The organism is Pseudomonas sp. SLBN-26 (assembly GCF_006715895.1).
GTDB classification, from domain to species: domain Bacteria; phylum Pseudomonadota; class Gammaproteobacteria; order Pseudomonadales; family Pseudomonadaceae; genus Metapseudomonas; species Metapseudomonas otitidis.
Genome location: NZ_VFOB01000001.1, coordinates 2,325,716 through 2,344,870, shown reverse-complemented (window position 1 = coordinate 2,344,870; position 19,155 = coordinate 2,325,716). Strand labels below are relative to the sequence as shown.

The following is a 19,155-nucleotide window of genomic DNA, read 5'->3' as shown; positions in this document are numbered from 1 at the left end:
ACGAGGATGACAGGTGAGCAGAACCCCGGCGCGGGCCTGGTCCATGCATTCGTGCTCGACGGGCAGGGTGGTGCACGCGCCATCAGTCGCGCCGAGCTGGATGGGCTCCAGCTCGGCGCGCATGAAAGCCTCTGGCTGCACTGGGACCGGGGACATCCCCTGGCGCGCCTGTGGCTGCGCGAGCGCAGTGGGCTGGGGGAGTTCGCCTGTGACCTGCTGCTGGAAGAGAGCACCCGTCCGCGCCTGGTAACCCTGCCGGATGAGCAATTGCTGCTGTTCCTTCGCGGAGTCAACCTCAATCCTGGAGCCCAGCCGGAAGACATGGTGGCGGTGCGCATCTTTGCCGATGCGCGTCGCGTGATTTCCCTGCGCTTGCGTCCCCTCCACGCCACCGATGAGCTGATCCAGCAGTGGCGCGCCGGGACCGGGCCGCGCAGTGCATCCGAGGTGTTGCTCTACCTTGCCGAGCACCTGACCAGCAAGGTGGATGCGCTGATCGCCCACCTGGGGGATGCGGTCGATGAGCAGGAGGAGCAGCTCGACGCCAACGAGCGCTACAACCCCGATCATGACCTGATGCTGCAGATTCGCCGGCGGGCGGCGGCCTTGCGCCGCTTCCTCTCCCCGCAGCGGGACATCTATGGCCAGCTGGTGCGCAATCGCCTCGGCTGGTTCGCGTCCGACGATGCGGACTACTGGAACGAGCTGAACAACCGCCTGACCCGCTACCTCGAAGAGCTGGAGATGATCCGCGAACGGGTCGCCCTGGTGCTGGAGTCCGAGAACCGCCGGATGAGCGAGCGGATGACGCGCACCATGTACCTGCTGGGCATCATCACCGGCTTCTTCCTTCCCATGAGCTTCATCACCGGGCTCCTGGGCATCAACGTGGGTGGGCTGCCGGGCGCCGACGCGTCCTACGGCTTCCCCATCGTGTGCCTGCTCCTCCTCGGGGTGGCCGCCTTCCAGTGGTGGCTCTTCCGTCGGCTGCGCTGGCTTTGAATGTGACCCATCCCCAGCCTGCCGCGTCTAGCCGACATACCCACGAGAGGTGCGAATGCACGATCCCTTCGAAGAATCCCTGCGGGACATGCTCCGCAACGCGCCGTCCGACCATGACGACAGCGCGGCGCTCGGTCGCGTCCTCAAGACCGCGAACCGGCAAGTTGGCGTGGGCGACCTCTTCTGCCTGCTCGGCCACTGGGCCGAAGCCCTGATGATCGCCCTGAACAACGGCTCGGCGCATGTGGCGCCCGTATCTCGCCGCCCCTCCTCGAAACGCTCTGCTGACAAGGCTGAATGAAGATGGAATTCGACCCCTGGACCCAAGGTATCGTTAACGCCATGACCACGGTGTGGACACCGGTCGCCGGCTTCATTCCGCGCTTCTTCGGCGCGCTGGTGGTGGTTCTGGTTGGCTTCGTCGTCGCCAAGCTGCTGGATACCCTGCTCTCCAAGCTGCTGGCCAAGCTGGGATTGGATCGCCTGATGGCCGGCACCGGCCTGACCAAGATGCTCGGCCGCGTCGGCATTCAGGTGCCGGTTTCGTCGCTGATCGGCAAGATCGTCTACTGGTTCGTCCTGCTCATCTTCCTGGTGTCCGCTGCCGAGTCCTTGGGCCTTGATCGCGTCTCGGCGACCCTAGACATGCTCGCGCTCTACCTGCCCAAGGTGCTGGGCGCCGCCCTGGTGCTGCTGGCCGGCGTGCTGCTGGCACAACTGCTCAGCGGTATCGTCCGTGGCGCGGCGGAGGGTGTGGGCCTGGACTACGCCCATGGCCTGGGGCGCATCGCCCAGGGCTTGGTCATCCTCATCAGCATCTCCGTGGCCATCGGCCAGTTGGAGGTCAAGACCGACCTGCTGAACAACGTCATCGCCATTGCGCTGATCTCCATTGGCCTGGCGGCCGCTCTGGCCCTGGGCCTTGGCAGCCGTGACATCGCCGCGCAGATCATCGCCGGGATCTATGTGCGCGAGCTTTACCAGGTCGGCCAGGAGGTCAAGGTCGGGGACATCGAAGGGCAGATCGAGGAGATCGGCACCGTGAAGACCATCCTGCTCACCGATGAGGGGGATCTGGTATCGGTGGCCAACCGGACGCTTCTCGACCAGCGGGTAACGAGCCGCTAACACGAAGCGCCATCCCTGCTAATATTGGCCGCCGGATCAGCGCCCACGCACTCCGGCGGCTCCCGATCATTGCCGGCCCGACCTGTTTTGAACAAACCCCAATCGCTGTCCCTGCGCTATGACCCTCACGAACTCTCCGACGAAGAGCTGGTGGAGCGTGCGCATGTCGAGCTGTTCCATGTCACTCGCGCCTACGAGGAGCTGATGCGCCGCTACCAGCGGACCCTCTTCAATGTGTGCGCGAGATATTTGGGGAACGAACGAGACGCTGACGATGTCTGTCAGGAGGTGATGCTCAAAGTGCTATATGGCCTCAAGAACTTCGAGGGTAAATCCAAGTTCAAGACCTGGCTCTACAGCATCACGTACAACGAATGCATTACCCAGTACCGCAAAGAGCGACGCAAGCGTCGCTTGCTCGATGCCTTGAGTCTCGATCCGCTCGAGGAGGCTTCCGATGAGAAGGCTCCGAAGATCGAGGAGCGTGGCGGGCTCGAGCGCTGGCTGGTGCATGTGAACCCGATCGATCGTGAAATCCTCGTATTGCGTTTTGTTGCGGAACTGGAGTTCCAGGAAATCGCCGACATCATGCATATGGGCCTGAGCGCGACCAAGATGAGGTACAAGCGCGCTCTGGATCGCTTGCGCGAAAAATTTTCAGGATCGGCCGAAACTTAGTTGGGCAAAATCAATCTCTAAGAGCAGCGAGTTCTGGTAAACTTGCGGACCAAGTTGTCCATTGAGATTGTTCGACAACTTACTGACAACCAAGATGGGGATTTACGGATGAAACTGAAAAACACCTTAGGCGTAGCCGTTGGCTCTCTCGTTGCCGCATTTTCTCTGAACGCGCTGGCGCAAGGCCAAGGCGCTGTCGAGGTGGAGGCTTTCGGCAAGCGCTACTTCACCGATAGCTCGCGTGATCTGTCCAACGGCAACCTGCTGGGCGGCTCGGTTGGTTACTACCTGACCGACGACGTCGAACTGGCTCTGTCCTACGGCGAGTTTCACGACATTCGTTCGGAAAACGACACTGGTAACAAGAACATCAAAGGCAACCAGGCTGGCCTGGATGCGATCTACCACTTCGGTACCCCCGGTGTAGGTCTGCGCCCGTACGTGTCCGCTGGTCTCGCCCACCAGAACATCAGCAACGTTCCGGCTCGTACCGGTCGTGACCACAGCACCTTCGCCAACATCGGCACCGGCGTGAAGTACTACTTCACCGAGAACTTCTACGCCAAGGCTGGTCTGGACGGCATGTACAACATCGACGCCAACGAAGCCGAATGGGCTGCCGGCGTAGGTGTTGGCGTGAACTTCGGTGGTGGCTCCAAGCCTGCTGCACAGCCGGCTCCGGCTCCGGTTGCCGAAGTCTGCTCCGACAGCGACAACGATGGCGTCTGCGACAACGTCGACAAGTGCCCGAACACCCCGGCCAACGTCACCGTTGACGCCGATGGCTGCCCGGCCGTTGCCGAAGTGGTCCGTGTTGAGCTGGACGTGAAGTTCGACTTCGACAAGTCCAAGGTCAAGGAAGAAAGCTACGGCGACATCAAGAACCTGGCTGACTTCATGAAGCAGTACCCGGCCACCACCACCACCGTTGAAGGCCACACCGACTCCGTTGGTACCGACGCCTACAACCAGAAGCTGTCCGAGCGCCGTGCCAACGCCGTTCGTGAAGTGCTGGTCAACCAATACGGTGTAGGTGCTGACCGCGTCAACGCCGTTGGTTACGGTGAGTCCCGCCCGGTTGCCGACAACGCCACCGAAGCTGGCCGCGCTGTTAACCGTCGCGTAGAAGCTGAAGTAGAAGCCCAAGCCAAGTAATTTGGTCTGAGCTTCAGGAAAACCCGGCCTAGGCCGGGTTTTTCTTTGCCTGGGGAAAACTGCGCCAAATAAAAAAGGCGTTCCGCCTGGGCGGAACGCCTTCACGCAAGCTGCCCCTCTTGAGGCAAGTGCCACCTCGGAGGATGGGCGCTTCTTGTAGATTGTATGGAGCTTTAAGCACGCTCCGTGCCAGCTCGCTTATCAGCACGCCCTGCGGGCTTTTGAGAGGCCGGTGCTTCCCAGGCGGGCATGTTGTTGCACTTGAAAGGTGCGCAGTGATCCGAAAGGGTGCGCCGTCAGTCCAGCCAGTTGGCCTGCGGAAAGGTCGCGCGGAAGGACTCCGGCATTTCCACCACCCGTGAGTGCGCGTAGTCGAAGAAGACGAAGCCGGACTTGGCCATGGCCACCAGCTTTCCATCGGCGGGGCGGGTGATACGGAAGATGATGTCGCCGCCGTAGCGGTTGAAGTCCATCACCCCCACCTCGAAGCACAGCTGGTCCCGCGCGTGGGCTTCGGCTCGGTAGGTGGTGGCGAGGTCGGTGACGATGATGCCGACGCGGTCGGCGCCCGTCTCGGTGATCCCGTAGTCGTACAGGAAGCGGGCGCGGGCCTCGGAAATCATCGAGATCATCGAGTCGTTGCCCAGGTGGTTCGCGCCGTTGATGTCGGTGACGCGTACGGTGAGGTGGGTGGAGTAGCAGAACTGGTCGTCTGGAAAGCTCAGCGTCAGGCGGGCCATCGTTGAAATCTCAGGGATAGGGCAGGCGCGGATTCTACCTGCCCCTGGCTTGGGCCCGCCTGGTCATTCGCCAGGTGAATGACTCAGCGATGCAGGCTGTTCAGCCAGTGGAACGTGACCCGGCCGCCTTCGTTGTTCGGGCCGTAGTTGTCCTGGATGTAGGCACCGGCCTTGAAGTACAGCTGTTGCTTGCTCCAGTAGCCGCTCAGTTGTCGGTACAGCCCGCCGTCATCGCCCTTGCTGCTGACCGTGATGCCCAGGCGGCCCGTCGGTGTCAGCCGCAGGTCGTAGCCGAAGCGCTCGCCCAGATCGACATGCTCGGCCAGGACGATGTTCTCCACCTCCGCATCACCGGGTCGCTTGCGCAGCAGGGCCTCGATACGGCCATTCCCGTCCTTGAAGTGGTACTGCAGCTTCAGCAGCGGATCGTTCTCGCTGCCGGCTTCGTCCTTGCTGTGGATCTGCCCGATGATCACCTTGTTGCGGCTGGGGACCTGTTGCACGGTCAGGACGGCGCTGAGGTAGTTGTCCGCGCTTGCGTAATACCAGTAGCTCAGCGTGCCATCTGCCTGGGTTTCCCTCAGTTCGCTGCGCGGATACCGGGCGTCTTCGCTACGGCTCCCGGTCACGGGCACCCAGAAGGTGACGCTGCCGTCCCTGTTGCGTCGGAAGTACTGGCTCTCATAGCCGTTGTTCAGGCGCTGTGTGCTGATTTCGGTGGCGGAGGTGTGGGTGGGAATGTCCAGTTGCCAGGTGCTGAGATCGATCACGCGCGGTCCTTAATGCGGGATGGGAACCCCAGATCGGACCGGCGTGACGCCTGAAGTTCAGCAAGGTTCAGGTTTTGCGACGAACTGCGGCTGCTCAGAGGCGCAGCACGCCGAGACTGCTCAGGAAGCGCTCGACATCCCGGGTGTAGCCGTTGTCCTGGCCGAGCTTGTGGTTGATCTGCCGGTGCGACATGTCTACCCCCATCACCTCGACACGCTTGCCCAGGCTGCGGCCCTTGCTGGCGAAACCGCGTGCTTGCGGGCAGGCATCGTCGCGACGGGTGGAGCAGACCGCCAGCAGCGGCGTGCCAGGTTGCTCCAGTCGCAAGGTCGGGGAGGCCGCCTGCCAGGTGGTGGGATCGGTCCCGAACGCCTTGTCGTACAGCTTCATGTGGGGCGCCTGCATGATGCTTTCGACATCGAAGGCCGCGCTGTCCAGGGCAACGGTCCCGATCCAGGGACGCGCACCTTGCTGGGCGGCGATTTCCGGCGCGGCATCCAGCAGGGCGACCAGATGCGCCCCTGCCGAATGCCCCATCAGGACGAAGCGCGCCGGGTCTGCCTGCCATCCGCTCGCCAGTTGCTGGGCATGCGCCAGGGCGCGAGCCACGTCGTCGGCCTGGGCCAGGGGCGGAGTGTCGGGCAGCATGCGGTAGTTGGCCGAGACCAGCACCACACCCTGGGGCACCCAGCGCAGTGCCTTGTTCAGGGCGACGCTGCCGTTGTCCTTGTCGCCGGTGACCCATGCTCCGCCGTGGACCATGAAGATCACCGGCGCCGGCCCGCGTCCCGGATTGGCGGGCAGGTAGACATCGAGGCGCTGCCGCTCATCGTTGCCGTAGGCGATATCCCGCAGGACGCGGATTCCCGCCTGCTCCAGCTGGCGGGCTTCCCGGCGGTCCTGCAGCAGGCCGGCACAGGCGGGTTGCAGGGGGAGGGCGAGCAGCAGGGCAAGGCAGCAAAGCAAGCGGGTCATGGACATGGTGGGCTTCCGAAGTGGAGTGTCGTGCACCTGATACGCCGTTCGCCGAACATCCCTGCGTTTTTCCGCGCCCCAACGAAACAGCGCCCCGAAGGGGCGCTGTGTGGTGATCAGGAGGAGGCTTTGCGAGGCTTCGCCTCGATCACCCCATCGGCCCTGAACATCGCCTTGATGCCACGGATGGCCTGGCGGATGCGGTCCTGGTTCTCGATCAGGGCGAAGCGTACGTGGTCGTCACCGTATTCGCCGAAGCCGATGCCGGGGGAGACGCACACCTTGGCCTCGGCCAGCAGCTTCTTGGCGAATTCCAGGGAGCCGAGGTGGGCGTAGGGCTCGGGGATCTTCGCCCAGATGTACATCGAGGCCTTGGGGTTCTCGACCATCCAGCCGGCCTCGTGCAGGCCCTTGACCAGCATGTTGCGGCGCTGGCGGTACTGCTCGGCGATGTCGCGCACGCACTGCTGGTCGCCTTCCAGCGCGGCAATGGCAGCCACCTGCAGCGGGGTGAAGGTGCCGTAGTCGTGGTAGCTCTTGATCCGCGCCAGGGCGCTGACCAGCTCCGGGTTGCCGACCATGAAGCCGATGCGCCAGCCGGCCATGTTGTAGCTCTTGGACAGGGTGAAGAACTCCACCGCGATGTCCTTGGCGCCGTGCACCTGCATGATCGAGGGGGCCTTCCAGCCGTCGTAGACGATGTCGGCGTAGGCCAGGTCGTGGATCACCAGCACGTCGTACTGCTTGGCCAGGGCCACCACGCGTTCGAAGAAGTCCAGCTCCACGCACTGCGCAGTGGGGTTGGAGGGGAAGCCGATGATCATCATCTTCGGCTTGGGGATGGATTCGCGGATGGCGCGCTCCATCTCGGCGAAGAAGTCCACGCCGGGCACCAGCGGCACCGAGCGCACCTGGGCGCCGGCGATCACCGCGCCGTAGATGTGGATCGGGTAGCTGGGGTTTGGCACCAGCACCGTGTCGCCGTGGTCCAGGGTGGCCAGCATCAGGTGCGCGAGGCCTTCCTTGGAGCCGATGGTGACGATGGCTTCGCTTTCGGGGTCGATCTCCACGTCGTAGCGGTCCTTGTACCAGCGCGAGATGGCGCGGCGCAGGCGGGGAATACCGCGGGAGGTGGAGTATCCGTGGGTGTCTTCGCGCTGGGCGACCTGCACCAGCTTCTCGACGATGTGCGGCGGGGTGGCCCCATCGGGGTTGCCCATGGACAGGTCGATGATGTCCTCGCCACGACGGCGCGCGGCCATCTTGAGTTCGGCGGTGATGTTGAAGACGTAGGGGGGGAGACGATCGATACGCGCGAAACGGCGCGGAGAACGGGAGTCAGCCATGCTTTCCTCGGATACGTAAGCGCCCGGAACCGTCCGAGCGACGTCGGCCACATGGGTGGCCTGGCGGCGAAGATAAGCGCAGCGGAGGGGCGTTGTCGAGAAAAATCCGAGGCGCTGCGGGGCGCTGTCCTTCGGGGGCGAATGCATGTACCACAGGGTGTTGCGCATCGCGGATGAATCCGCTCCCACAGGGCGTCAGGTGCCGGCCAGCGTGCCGGTGGGGTGGACCGGTGAAGCGCGGTCCACCCCACGAGGGCCTGGCGTGCAGGGTTACTGCGGGATGAGGATGGAGAACTTCTTGTGGTGGGTGCTGCCGTTGGCGTCACGCGCCTGGGTCACGAACCAGTGTGCGGTAGCAGAAGCGGTCCCGGCTTCCGGGGTGCCGCTGACCAGGCCGTCGGCTGCCAGCGTCAGGCCGGCCGGCGGATGGCCGCTGACCAGCTTCCAGGTGGCGCCACCGAGACCGCCGGTGGCGGACAGCTGGGCCTGGTAGGGCTGGTCGACGCGGGCCTCGGGCAGGGCGGCGGGGCTGTTGATCAGGAGACCGTCGTTGGGGTGGCTGGCGGCCAGGCGGTAGAACTTCACCCGCGCGCCTTCGGTGGCGCTGTCGCCGTGCATGTGCAGGTAGGCGCCGGCCTTGAAGTAGAAGGTCTCGCTGTTCCAGGCCGGGTCCATCGCCATGGTCGCCACCGGGCCGCCGTTGGCCGAGGCCATGGCGACGTTGTGGCTGACCTTCATCTGGTAGCTGAAGGTCTCGCCCAGGGCGATGTCCGTGGCCAGCACGTGGTTGGTATAGGGCAGGCCCTGTTCCGGCAGGCCCTGCAGCTTGGCGATGACGCGGCCGGTCTGCTTGGCGAAGTCATAGCGGTAGTAGAGGAGAATCAGCGGCGCGCTGCCGTAGCCGTGCACCTGGCCGACGATGACGATACCATCGCGGGGCACCTGCATGACCTTGAGCAGGGCGTCCTGCACCGATTCGCCAGCCCCGCTCCAGGTCACGCCCAAGTTGGTCGGGTCGAGCATTTCGCGCAGTTCGGCGCGTGGGCTGCTGGAGCCGCCGGCCGTAGCGCCGTTGATGGGTGTCCAGAAGGTCATCGAGCCGTCCTGCGGGTCGGTGCGGAACCAGCGGGACTGGTAGCCATAGGGGCCGGACAACTGATCCGGGCGTATGGTGATCGCTTTGCCGGTGGTGTTGCCGTCGGCGTCCTGGGGCACGGTGATGTTCCAGTTCTCCAGGGCGAAGTTGCCGCCCGGGGCGACGCCCTTGTAGAGCTCGGCCTGGGCGTCGCCGAGCAGCAGGCAGCCGAGCAGGCCGAGCCAGCGGGCAGGGTGGTTGTGCAGGAGATGGGTGTGGGGCGGTTGGAACCTGGGCATGCCTTGCATCCTCGTCGTTGGGCTGCACACCGCTCGAGACCGCCTGCTTCGACGCGCGTGCCTTCCCTGGGCTTCGTGGGCCTGCCGATGGGCAGGCCTTTCACAGACCCGGCGAGGGCGGAGAAGGTTCGTTTGCAGCGCGATGCCGCTGCCCCAGGCTGTGACGCCGCGCTCAACCCGGGTGCTGGGCCTTGAGGGTGATCAGCAGGTCGGCGAGCCGTTCGATGTCGGCGTCTGTGGTGCGCCAGGACGAGACGCTGAGGCGGAACGCCGGGCGCCCCTGCCACAGCGTGGGGCCGAACCACGCCTCGCCCGTAGCCTGGGCGGCGAGGCGGATGGCCAGGGTCTGCTCGTCGCTGCCGGCGCGCACCAGCACCTGGTTCAGCACCACGCGGTTGAGTACCTGGTAGCCGGCTTCGCGCAGGCGTTCGGCGAGGTGTGTGGCCTGGCGCAGGTGGCGGTCGATCAACGCGCGCAGGCCGTCGCGGCCGAGGCTGGCCAGGGCTGCCCAGATGGGCACGCCACGGGCGCGGCGGGAGAATTCCAGGTTGAGGTTCTTCTGCGCATCGCGGGAGGCGCTGGCGTAGGCGGCGTCGCTGTTCATCGCCGTGGCCAGGGCCTCGGCATCCCGGCAGATGGCCATGGCGCCGTCGTAGGGGGTGTTCAGCCACTTGTGGCCGTCGGTGGTCCAGCTGTCGGCCTGCTCGACGCCTTCGGCCAGCGCGGCGGCGGAGCTGGCCTGGGCCCAGAGGCCGAAGGCACCATCGACATGCACCCAGGCGCCGGCGGCGCGGGCGCGGGGGATGAGCGCGGCGAAGGGGTCGAATTCGCCGGTGTTGACTTCGCCGGCCTGCAGGCAGAGGACGGTCATGTCGTCCAGCGGCGGCAGTTGCGCCGGGTCGATCCGGCCCAGCTCGTCGACGGGCGCCACTAGCAGGCGGTTGATGCCGAAGCCGAGGATGCGCAGGGCTTTCTTAACGGTGATGTGCACGCTGGCGGAGACCACCACGCGCACCTCGGGCGCGCCCATCAGGCCGTCGCCGTCGAAGTCCCAGCCCTTGCGTGCGAGCAGGGTGCGGCGGGCGGCACTGAGGCAGGCGAGGGTGCAGGCGGTGGCGCTGGTGCCGAAGCCCACGGCGCTCTCGGTCGGCAGACCGAGGCTCTCCAGCACCCAGCGCGCGGCGGCCTTCTCGATGCGGTCGGCGGCGGGGGAGTTGTCGAAGGAGGATGCGCACTGGTCCCAGGCCAGCACCAGGCGCTCGGCAGCGGCGGCGGCCGGCAGGGTGGCGCCGATGACGAAGCCGAAGTAGCGACCACCATTGGAGGCCGTGGTAGCGGAGGAGCCCAGCTCGTCCAGCTGCCGTAGCACCCCTTCGGGTGAACGCCCCTGCTGCGGCAGTGGGCCTTCGAAGCCGGCCAGTGCGGCGATGGCGTCGGGCGTGGGGAAGACGCGCCGCCCGGGGATGCCGTCGAGGTAGGCGAGGGCGCGGCGGTCGGCGTCTTCGAGGAGTTGGCGTTCGGTGTCCATGGCGGCCTCGGCGTGTGAAGAGGGCCACCTTAACGCGAGGTGCGGGTTCGCAGCAGGTACAGCTCGAGCCCGAGATGGCTGTACAGCTGGGGGCGGGGAGGGCGAGGCCGCTGCAACAGCGGGGGTTCTGACCCGTACAGTTGCCTCGCCGTCCTGATCAGCGGGGCATCACCTGCTTCACCTGGCTTTCGGGAATGCGCTGCTCACGGCCTTCGCTGTCTTCGAATTCGAGCATGCCGGTATCGGCGTCCAGCTCGGGTTTGCCGTCACTGGTGAGCATCTGCCCGTCGGTGGTCTGGACGAGGTACTCGCTGGAGCAGCCTGCCAGGCCCAGCAGGCAGACGAGGATGAGGGGCCAGCGTTTCATGGGGATTCTCCTGTTCCGGTGGTTGTCGCTTCGCCATGGCCGGTGGCCAGTGCGGGCGTTCAGGCATTTGGGCCGTCGCCTGCGCCGGGGAGTTCAGGAAAAATCTGCGCCCAAGAAAAAGCCCCACACGGGGCGGGGCTCTTTCAACAACGCGTGGATCAGGCCTGGATGACCGGGATCTTGGCGTTGGCTGCAGCTTCGCGGAACTCGGCGATCTGGTCGAAGCTCAGGTAGCGGTAGATATCGGCAGACATGCTGTCGATGTCCTTCGCATAGGCCATGTACTCCTCGACGGTCGGCAGCTTGCCGATGATCGAAGCGACAGCGGCCAGCTCGGCAGATGCCAGGAACACGTCGGTGGCATCGCCCAGACGGTTCGGGAAGTTACGGGTCGAGGTGGAGACCACGGTCGAACCGGTCTGGACGCGAGCCTGGTTACCCATGCACAGCGAGCAGCCCGGCATTTCCATGCGCGCGCCAGCCTTGCCGTAGATGCCGTAGTAGCCTTCTTCGGTCAGCTGGTGGGCGTCCATCTTGGTCGGCGGGGCCAGCCACAGACGGGTCGGAATGCCACCCTTGACCTTGTCCAGCAGTTTGCCGGCAGCGCGGAAGTGACCGATGTTGGTCATGCAGGAACCGATGAACACTTCATCGATCTTGCGGCCCTGGACGCTGGACAGCAGGCGAGCGTCGTCCGGGTCGTTCGGGGCGCAGAGCACGGGCTCCTTGACGTCGGCCAGGTCGATCTCGATGACGGCGGCGTACTCGGCATCCTTGTCGGCTTCCAGCAGCTCCGGCTTGGCCAGCCAGGCTTCCATCGCCTGGGCGCGACGCTCCAGGGTGCGGGCATCGCCGTAGCCTTCGCCGATCATCCAGCGCAGCAGGGTGATGTTGGACTGCAGGTATTCGGCGATGGCCTTCTCCGGCAGCTTGATGGTGCAGCCCGCAGCGGAACGCTCGGCGGAGGCGTCGGACAGCTCGAAGGCTTGCTCGACGGTCAGGTCGTTCAGGCCTTCGATCTCGAGGATGCGGCCGGAGAAGATGTTCTTCTTGCCTTTCTTCTCGACGGTCAGCAGGCCAGCCTGGATGGCGTAGTAGGGGATGGCATGCACCAGGTCACGCAGGGTGATACCGGGCTGCATCTTGCCCTTGAAGCGCACCAGCACGGATTCGGGCATGTCCAGCGGCATGACGCCGGTGGCGGCGGCGAAGGCCACTAGGCCGGAACCGGCCGGGAAGGAGATGCCGATCGGGAAGCGGGTGTGGGAGTCGCCACCGGTGCCGACGGTGTCAGGCAGCAGCATGCGGTTCAGCCAGCTGTGGATGATGCCGTCGCCCGGACGCAGGGAAACACCGCCGCGGGTCATGATGAAGTCCGGCAGGGTGTGGTGGGTCTTGACGTCGATGGGCTTCGGATAGGCCGCGGTGTGGCAGAAGGACTGCATCACCAGGTCAGCGGAGAAGCCCAGGCAGGCCAGGTCCTTCAGCTCGTCGCGGGTCATCGGGCCAGTGGTGTCCTGGGAGCCGACGGTGGTCATCTTCGGTTCGCAGTAGGTGCCCGGACGGACGCCCTTGCCTTCCGGCAGGCCACAGGCGCGGCCGACCATCTTCTGCGCCAGGGTGAAGCCCTTGCCGCTGTCGGCGGGGGCTTCCGGCTTCTTGAACAGGTCGGACGCGGGCAGGCCCAGTTCGGCGCGTGCCTTCTCGGTGAGGCCACGGCCCACGATCAGCGGGATGCGGCCGCCGGCGCGGACTTCGTCCAGCAGGACCGGGGTCTTCAGTTCGAAGGTGGTGACCACTTCGCCGCTGTCATGACGCACGACCTTGCCTTCGTACGGGTACACGTCGATGACGTCGCCCATGGCCAGGTTGGTGCAGTCGAATTCGATCGGCAGGGCGCCGGCGTCTTCCATGGTGTTGTAGAAGATCGGGGCGATCTTGGTGCCGAAGCAGAAGCCGCCTGCGCGCTTGTTCGGTACGTAGGGGATGTCGTCGCCGAAGAACCACAGCACCGAGTTGGTGGCGGACTTGCGGGAGGAACCGGTACCGACCACGTCACCGACGTAGGCAACCGGGAAGCCCTTGGCCTTGACGGCTTCGATCTGCTTCAGCGGGCCGACGGAACCGGGTTGTACCGGCTCGATGCCGTCGCGGGCCATTTTCAGCATGGCCAGGGCGTGCAGCGGGATGTCGGGGCGCGACCAGGCGTCCGGAGCGGGGGACAGGTCGTCGGTGTTGGTTTCGCCGGGGACCTTGAACACGGTCAGGGTCAGCTTCTCGGCAACGGCCGGGCGGGCCTTGAACCACTCGCCATCGGCCCAGGACTGCAGCACGGCCTTGGCGGCGGCGTTGCCTTTCTTGGCGCGTTCGGCGACGTCGTGGAAGGCGTCGAACATCAGCAGGGTGTGCTTCAGCTGTGCGGCGGCGACTTCGGCCAGCTCGGCGCTGTCCAGCAGCTCCACCAGGGTGGCGATGTTGTAGCCGCCCTGCATGGTGCCCAGCAGCTCGACGGCGCGAGCCTTGGAGATCAGCGGGGAGGTGGCTTCGCCCTTGGCGACGGCGGACAGGAAGCCGGCCTTGACGTAGGCGGCTTCGTCAACGCCCGGGGGAACGCGGTTGGTGATCAGGTCGACGAGGAATTCTTCTTCGCCAGCGGGCGGGTTCTTCAGCAGCTCGACCAGGCCTGCGGTCTGTTCGGCGTTCAGCGGCTGGGGTACGACCCCCTGGGCGGCACGCTCTTCTACGTGTTTGCGATAGGCTTCAAGCACAGTTTTACCCTCATCAGTGGTCCCTAGTCTTGGTTCGGGACGCTCATCCAGGATTCCACCGAACACATGCGCCGCGCGGCTTTTTGGGCCGCCTGGCCAGTGTTTCGATGGTTCCATCCAGAAGCTGCTTTCAAAGTTTTACGCCGGAAGGAAGAGCCTGATGAGGGCTGGCGTTGGGTCTCATCGGGAGAGGAGAACCCAGCGCCAAGATTTCCTGCCGGATCGACTGTGCTCGTGACGCTTTGAAAACAGCTTCCAACGGATTTGGCGCCTAAAACGGCGGAACGATTCTAAAGGAAAGCGGAACCGAAGTTAAGACAAAAGCCCCGCCTATCTTGGGGTGACCCTGCTTAGACAAAGGGCTAAGATGCCGCGTCCGTACCTGCGTTACCCAATGCCCCCGCCATGCCCAACCAGCGCATCAAGACGCCTTGCGTCGGCCTCTGCTCCACCGTCTACGGCGATACCGTGTGCCGGGGTTGCAAGCGTTTCCACCACGAGATCATCAACTGGAATCTCTATAGCGACGAGGAGAAGCGCGCGGTCTGGCGCCGCCTGGAGCAATTGCTGGTGCAGGTGGTGGAGGCCAAGCTGGAGGTCTTCGATCCGGCGCTGCTGCGGGGCCAGTTGGAGCAGCGGCAGATCCGCTTCGTACCGGAGCAGTCGGTGTATTGCTGGGCGTACCAGCTGATCGCGCGGGGCTCGCGGGTGATCAACCGCCTGGAGGCCTATGGGTTGGTGTTGATGCCGGAGTTCCGCGACTGGCCGCTGCCGGACCTGCGCGAGGCCATCGACCGCGAGTTCTTCCTGCTCTCCGAGGCGCACTACGAGCGCTACATCGCCCCGCGCTTCCTGCGCGAGGGGATGGAACTCCGCGTTTGACCCGCCCATGAGAAAGCCGCCCGTCGGGCGGCTTTCCGTTCATCGCTCGATTCAGTGCTGGGCTACCAGCTCCTCCAGGTGGGCGATGATCTCGTCCGGCTTCAGCACCAGCACGTCGCTTTCCAGCGCGTCCAGGACTACCTCGGCGGTGTTGCCGATCAGCGCGCCGGAGAGGCCGGTACGGGCGACGGTGCCGATTACGGTGACGGCTGCCTTCAGGGTCTTCGCCGCGTAGGGGATGATCACGTCCGCCGGGCCTTCGGCGATGTGCAGGTTGTCGTCACTGACGTCGAACTCCTCCTGGAATTCCTTGCAGGCATTGCGGTAGCGCGCCTCGATGCTCTCCTTGAGCTGGAAGGTCGGGTCCGCTGCCGAGAGCATGGGGGAGGGGTGGGCGCTGACCACGTGCAAGCTGCCCCGCGCCAGGCCGGCGATGTCGTAGCCGTGGCTGATGATGCTGGCATGCAGGGTGCGGTGCGGGCCGTCGTTGTTGCCCACGTCCACGGCCGCGAGGATCACGCCACCGGTCCAGGGCGTATCGGTCTTCACCATCAGCACCGGACCGGGGCAGTAGCGCAGGAGTTTCCAGTCGTCCGGCGTGAGCAGGGCGCGCTTGAGCGGGTTCTCCGGCACGTGCTGCTTGATCACCAGGCCACAGCCCTCGGCCTGTTGCACGGTGATCACCGTCTGGTGCAGGTTCTCGTGCCAGGCCTGCTGGGTGCTGACGCTGTAGCCGTCGCCGGTCAGGGTGCCGGCCAGGTCGGCGAGCCAGGCGCTGTGGTCCTGCTTGCGATCGCAGACCAGCAGGTGCAGGTGGGATTGGGTCACGCCGGCGATCAGCGTGGCGCGCTTGAGCGCCAGGCTCTCGGGGTGGCTCGGATCGACTACCACCAGAATGCTGCGAATGGCTTGCATGGTCATGCTCTCCCTGTGAGACAGATGGCTGGGAGTCACTCTAGCGGCGATTGCACGAACGTGCTTGATGCATATCAATCGCGGATGGCTGGCCGGCGACCGGTCCATTCGTATAATGCGCACCTTTTTGCCGAGGTCTCGCCGTGAGCGCCCTGGCTGTCTGCTGCCCGAACTGGAGTACCCGCCCGATGAACCTGCCGGAGATCCACGATTTCCTCCCCTGCCGCACCCCGCAGGCCTGGGTGGAGGCGGCGCTGGCCGATCAGGAAACCCTGCTGATCGACCACAAGAACAATGAGTTCAAGGCGGCGTCCACCGCCATGGCACTGATCGCCAAGTACAACACGCACCTCGACCTGATCAATTTCATGTCGCGCCTGGCCCGGGAGGAACTGGTCCACCACGAGCAGGTGCTGCGGATCATGAAGAAGCGCCACATTCCCCTGCGACCGGTATCGGCAGCGCGCTACGCCTCGGGCCTGCGCAAGGCGGTGCGCAACCACGAGCCGGCCAAGCTGGTGGACACGCTGGTGGTGGGCGCCTTCATCGAGGCCCGTTCGTGCGAGCGCTTCGAGTCACTGGTGCCTCATCTGGACGAGGACCTGGGCGCGTTCTATTTCGGCCTGCTGAAGAGCGAGTCGCGGCATTACCAGGGCTACCTGAAGCTGGCCTACCAGTACGGTGAGGCGGCGGACGTGGATGCGACGATCGAGCGGGTGCGTGGCGTGGAGCGGGAACTGATCGAGAGCCCTGACGAGGAGTTCCGCTTCCACAGCGGCGTTCCGGCCTGAATCCGGCCCGGAATGAAAAAGCGCCCCGAGGGGCGCTTTTTTTGTGGGCGGTGCCTGGTCAGTCCTTCACTTTCAGGTCCAGGGCCAGGTCGCGGGCGGCCTTGGTGGCGAGCACCCCCATCAACTGGCCGATCTCGTCCTGGCGGCTGGTGGCGCCGTTCTGGCCGGCGCCCATCATCACGCTGGGCACCGGTGCCTGGGCCGCGGCCTCGGCCCACACCTTGTTGATGGCGATCAGTGCGTCGAGCTTGGGCTGCAATGCGCCGTCCGCCTTGATCACCGCTTCGCGGGCATAGGCCTCGGCGTCGGCGGTGATCTTGGTGGCCTGGGCGGTGATGCTGGCCTTGTCACGCAGCAGTTCGGCGGTCTGCTTCTCGATCTCGGCGCGGCCTTTCTCGCGCTCGGCGTTGATGCGCGCGAGCTGCTTCTCGGTCTCGGCCTGGGTGGTGCGCTCGATCTGGTCGCGCAGGGTCTCCTGGCGGCGGGCCTCCACTTCCTTTTCACCGCGGGCGGTGACCAGCAGCTTCTCTTCCTCTTCCTTCAGGCGGTTCTGCCGCGCCACGGCCAGTTCGGCCAGGGCCTGCTGGACCTTGACCATGCGCTGCTTGTACTGCGGGTTGGGGTCGACGTTGGTGATGCGCGCCTCCACCACTTCCACGCCGTACTTGCGGAACTGCTGCTGCTTGCGCACCGGAATGCCCTTGGAGTCGATCACCTTCTCGGTGACGAACTGGCTGGCATTGTTGTCGCCGAAGGTGCCCTGCTCGGTGCCGGCCTGGAGGATGGCGGTCTGGTGGGGCATGGCGCCGCGCGGGCCGCGCACTTCCTTGCGCTTGATCAGGTAGAGGCCGTCGTTGAGCTGGTTTTCGAACTCGGCGGCGAACTCGCTGCGGGCGCCGGCATAGAAGTCGTCGGCGGTCATCAGGGAGGCAGTGGCCTGCAGGGTTTCCTTGATGGCCGGAACCAGGGCAGTGCGGATGAAGTTCTCGGGGTTGCGGTATTCCTGGGCGATCTTCAGGAACTGGTCACCGCCCGGCAGGCGGAAGCGCGCGGAGGACTCCACCTTGGCGTCGACGTTGCCGAGGAACACGATGGGGAAGGCTTCGATGGTGGCACCGAGGGAGTCGTTGTCGCTGTTCTCGTCGATCTGGTTGAGCGCTTCGGTGAGCACCGACTGCACGCTCAGGGCCTTCTTCCAGGGGGTGGCGCGGCCGAACCACTTGGTGGCGTAGCCGACGTCGTCCACCACCTTCTCCTCGCCGAAGATGGTTCGCACGTGGGTGGCGAAGCCGGCTTCGTTATAGAAGAAGACGCCGTTGAACAGGGCGAAACCGAGGCCGGCAGCGGCAGCGCCGCCGACCAGGTACTTGATGTAGGGGGCGTTCGCAAACTGCATGGTCGCTCCTTGACGGTGTGGGGGTGCGGCATGCTGGAGGCCGCATGCCGCCTCGTCAAGCAGCACTCACTCGGGCTGCGGGCAGGTTCTCGCTGCGGCGGTCAGTCGAGGACGAATGGCGTCTGGCGGAAGCCGTCGGCGTCCACTTCCAGCGCCCAGCCCTGGCGGTCCCAGTCACCCAGCACGATGCGCTGTGCCGGCTGCCCGCCGATTTCCAGGGTGTGCACCGCCGGTCGATGGGTGTGGCCGTGGATGAGCGTGGGCACCTTGGCGTCGATCATCACCCGGGTGACTTCCTCGGGGGTGACATCGACGATGTCATAGGCCTTCTGCCGGGTCTGAGCGCGGCTCTCGCTGCGCAGCTTGCGGGCCAGGCGGTGACGCACGCGCAGGGGCAGGTGGCGCAGGATGAAGAGGGTCAGCGGGTGGCGCAGGATGCGGCGCAGGCGCATGTACGCCTCGTCGCGGGTGCACAGGCTGTCGCCGTGCATCAGCAGCACCGGGTGGCCGGCCAGTTCGGCCCGGGCCGGGTCGTCCAGCAGGGTGCAGCCGGCCTCGCGGCAGAACCGCTCGCCGACGAGGAAGTCGCGGTTGCCGTGCATCAGGAACAGCCGCGTACCGCCGTCAGCCACCTGCCGCAGGGCACGGGCGATGGCGTGCTGGTAGGGAGTCATGGCGTCGTCGCCGATCCAGGCTTCGAAGAAGTCGCCGAGGATGTACAGCGCTTCGGCCTGGCGGGCGCGGGTGTCGAGGAAACGAAGAAACGCCCGGGTGATGTCCGGGCGTTCCTCTTCGAGATGCAGGTCGGAGATCAGCAGGATCACTCGACGATCTCGGCCTTCTCGATGATCACGTCTTCGACCGGGACGTCCTGGTGGCCGGCCTTCATGGTGGTGGCCACGCCCTTGATCGCGTTGACCACGTCCATGCCTTCGGTCACCTGGCCGAACACCGCGTAGCCCCAGCCTTGGGTGGTGGGGGCGCTGTGGTCGAGGAAGTCGTTGTCGGAAACGTTGATGAAGAACTGCGCGGAGGCGGAGTGCGGGTCCATGGTGCGGGCCATGGCGATGGTGCCGACCTTGTTCGACAGGCCGTTGTTGGCCTCGTTCTTGATCGGTGCGCGGGTGGATTTCTGCTTCATGCCGGGCTCGAAGCCGCCGCCCTGGATCATGAAGTTGGAGATGACGCGGTGGAACACGGTGCCGTCGTAGTGGCCGGCCTTTACGTATTCCTTGAAGTTGGCGGTGGTTTCAGGCGCTTTGTCCTCGAAGAGTTCCAGGGTGATGACGCCGTGGTTGGTGTGCAGCTTGATCATGGGCAATTCGCTCTGAACGTGAAA

Annotated in this window: 19 protein-coding genes; 7 read left to right on the top strand and 12 right to left on the bottom strand. The window is 65.2% G+C overall.

Annotated elements, in window-relative coordinates:
* The first annotated feature begins 6 nt into the window (after nt 1–6).
* The 5 genes from FBY21_RS10690 to FBY21_RS10670 all read left to right on the top strand — a co-directional run bounded on the left by FBY21_RS10690 (nt 7) and on the right by FBY21_RS10670 (nt 3,963).
* Complete coding sequence (locus FBY21_RS10690) at nt 7–1,002, top strand: zinc transporter ZntB (protein ID WP_044401637.1); 996 nt, start codon at nt 7–9, stop codon at nt 1,000–1,002.
* 55 nt (nt 1,003–1,057) lie between these two features.
* The gene (locus FBY21_RS10685; protein ID WP_044401640.1) at nt 1,058–1,303 is read left to right on the top strand and encodes a hypothetical protein; all 246 of its coding nucleotides are present in this window, start codon (nt 1,058–1,060) and stop codon (nt 1,301–1,303) included.
* A gap of 2 nt (nt 1,304–1,305) precedes the next feature.
* Nucleotides 1,306–2,130 carry a mechanosensitive ion channel family protein gene (locus FBY21_RS10680; protein ID WP_044401644.1) on the top strand — a complete coding sequence of 275 codons (825 nt, stop codon included), beginning with the start codon at nt 1,306–1,308 and terminating at the stop codon, nt 2,128–2,130.
* Between the two features lie 87 nt (nt 2,131–2,217).
* A complete protein-coding gene (gene sigX / locus FBY21_RS10675; protein ID WP_044401647.1) occupies nt 2,218–2,808 on the top strand; it encodes an RNA polymerase sigma factor SigX in 591 nt (196 codons plus the stop codon).
* Between the two features lie 108 nt (nt 2,809–2,916).
* Complete coding sequence (locus FBY21_RS10670; RefSeq protein ID WP_044401650.1) at nt 2,917–3,963, top strand: OmpA family protein; 1,047 nt, start codon at nt 2,917–2,919, stop codon at nt 3,961–3,963.
* A 296-nt stretch (nt 3,964–4,259) separates the two neighbouring features.
* Here the strand turns inward: FBY21_RS10670 and FBY21_RS10665 are convergent, their stop codons facing one another.
* The 8 genes from FBY21_RS10665 to acnB all read right to left on the bottom strand — a co-directional run bounded on the left by FBY21_RS10665 (nt 4,260) and on the right by acnB (nt 13,832).
* Nucleotides 4,260–4,703, bottom strand: coding sequence for a thioesterase family protein (locus FBY21_RS10665; RefSeq protein ID WP_044401653.1), 444 nt, complete (start codon nt 4,701–4,703; stop codon nt 4,260–4,262).
* 83 nt (nt 4,704–4,786) lie between these two features.
* Nucleotides 4,787–5,473 carry a polysaccharide lyase family 7 protein gene (locus FBY21_RS10660; RefSeq protein WP_107328965.1) on the bottom strand — a complete coding sequence of 229 codons (687 nt, stop codon included), beginning with the start codon at nt 5,471–5,473 and terminating at the stop codon, nt 4,787–4,789.
* A 94-nt stretch (nt 5,474–5,567) separates the two neighbouring features.
* Nucleotides 5,568–6,455, bottom strand: a complete 888-nt coding sequence (locus FBY21_RS10655) for an alpha/beta hydrolase (protein ID WP_142010906.1) — start codon at nt 6,453–6,455, stop codon at nt 5,568–5,570.
* A gap of 110 nt (nt 6,456–6,565) precedes the next feature.
* The gene (gene alaC, locus FBY21_RS10650) at nt 6,566–7,795 is read right to left on the bottom strand and encodes an alanine transaminase (protein WP_142010904.1); all 1,230 of its coding nucleotides are present in this window, start codon (nt 7,793–7,795) and stop codon (nt 6,566–6,568) included.
* A gap of 270 nt (nt 7,796–8,065) precedes the next feature.
* Nucleotides 8,066–9,169: a polysaccharide lyase family 7 protein gene (locus FBY21_RS10645; RefSeq protein WP_160158596.1), complete on the bottom strand. Its 1,104-nt coding sequence runs from the start codon at nt 9,167–9,169 to the stop codon at nt 8,066–8,068.
* Between the two features lie 172 nt (nt 9,170–9,341).
* The gene (locus FBY21_RS10640; protein ID WP_142010900.1) at nt 9,342–10,697 is read right to left on the bottom strand and encodes a pyridoxal phosphate-dependent decarboxylase family protein; all 1,356 of its coding nucleotides are present in this window, start codon (nt 10,695–10,697) and stop codon (nt 9,342–9,344) included.
* Nucleotides 10,698–10,854: 157 nt separating this feature from the next.
* Nucleotides 10,855–11,064 (bottom strand): YgdI/YgdR family lipoprotein, encoded by a 210-nt coding sequence (locus tag FBY21_RS10635; RefSeq protein WP_044401668.1) that lies wholly within the window; start codon nt 11,062–11,064, stop codon nt 10,855–10,857.
* 158 nt (nt 11,065–11,222) lie between these two features.
* The gene (acnB, locus tag FBY21_RS10630) at nt 11,223–13,832 is read right to left on the bottom strand and encodes a bifunctional aconitate hydratase 2/2-methylisocitrate dehydratase (protein ID WP_044401671.1); all 2,610 of its coding nucleotides are present in this window, start codon (nt 13,830–13,832) and stop codon (nt 11,223–11,225) included.
* A gap of 405 nt (nt 13,833–14,237) precedes the next feature.
* Between acnB and FBY21_RS10625 the strand changes: the two genes are divergently transcribed.
* On the top strand, nt 14,238–14,714 hold the full coding sequence (locus FBY21_RS10625; protein ID WP_044401674.1) for a DUF1289 domain-containing protein: 477 nt from the start codon (nt 14,238–14,240) through the stop codon (nt 14,712–14,714).
* A 51-nt stretch (nt 14,715–14,765) separates the two neighbouring features.
* Here FBY21_RS10625 and FBY21_RS10620 read toward each other — a convergent pair whose 3' ends face one another.
* Nucleotides 14,766–15,629 carry a universal stress protein gene (locus FBY21_RS10620; RefSeq protein WP_074968897.1) on the bottom strand — a complete coding sequence of 288 codons (864 nt, stop codon included), beginning with the start codon at nt 15,627–15,629 and terminating at the stop codon, nt 14,766–14,768.
* A 188-nt stretch (nt 15,630–15,817) separates the two neighbouring features.
* Between FBY21_RS10620 and FBY21_RS10615 the strand changes: the two genes are divergently transcribed.
* Nucleotides 15,818–16,420, top strand: coding sequence for a tRNA-(ms[2]io[6]A)-hydroxylase (locus tag FBY21_RS10615; RefSeq protein WP_142016394.1), 603 nt, complete (start codon nt 15,818–15,820; stop codon nt 16,418–16,420).
* A gap of 58 nt (nt 16,421–16,478) precedes the next feature.
* Here FBY21_RS10615 and FBY21_RS10610 read toward each other — a convergent pair whose 3' ends face one another.
* The 3 genes from FBY21_RS10610 to FBY21_RS10600 all read right to left on the bottom strand — a co-directional run bounded on the left by FBY21_RS10610 (nt 16,479) and on the right by FBY21_RS10600 (nt 19,131).
* A complete protein-coding gene (locus FBY21_RS10610; RefSeq protein WP_044401680.1) occupies nt 16,479–17,816 on the bottom strand; it encodes an SPFH domain-containing protein in 1,338 nt (445 codons plus the stop codon).
* 101 nt (nt 17,817–17,917) lie between these two features.
* Complete coding sequence (gene lpxH / locus FBY21_RS10605) at nt 17,918–18,640, bottom strand: UDP-2,3-diacylglucosamine diphosphatase (protein WP_142010898.1); 723 nt, start codon at nt 18,638–18,640, stop codon at nt 17,918–17,920.
* Nucleotides 18,637–19,131: a peptidylprolyl isomerase gene (locus tag FBY21_RS10600; RefSeq protein WP_044401686.1), complete on the bottom strand. Its 495-nt coding sequence runs from the start codon at nt 19,129–19,131 to the stop codon at nt 18,637–18,639. The genes lpxH and FBY21_RS10600 overlap by 4 nt, the downstream gene beginning before the upstream one ends.
* Nucleotides 19,132–19,155: the final 24 nt, after the last annotated feature.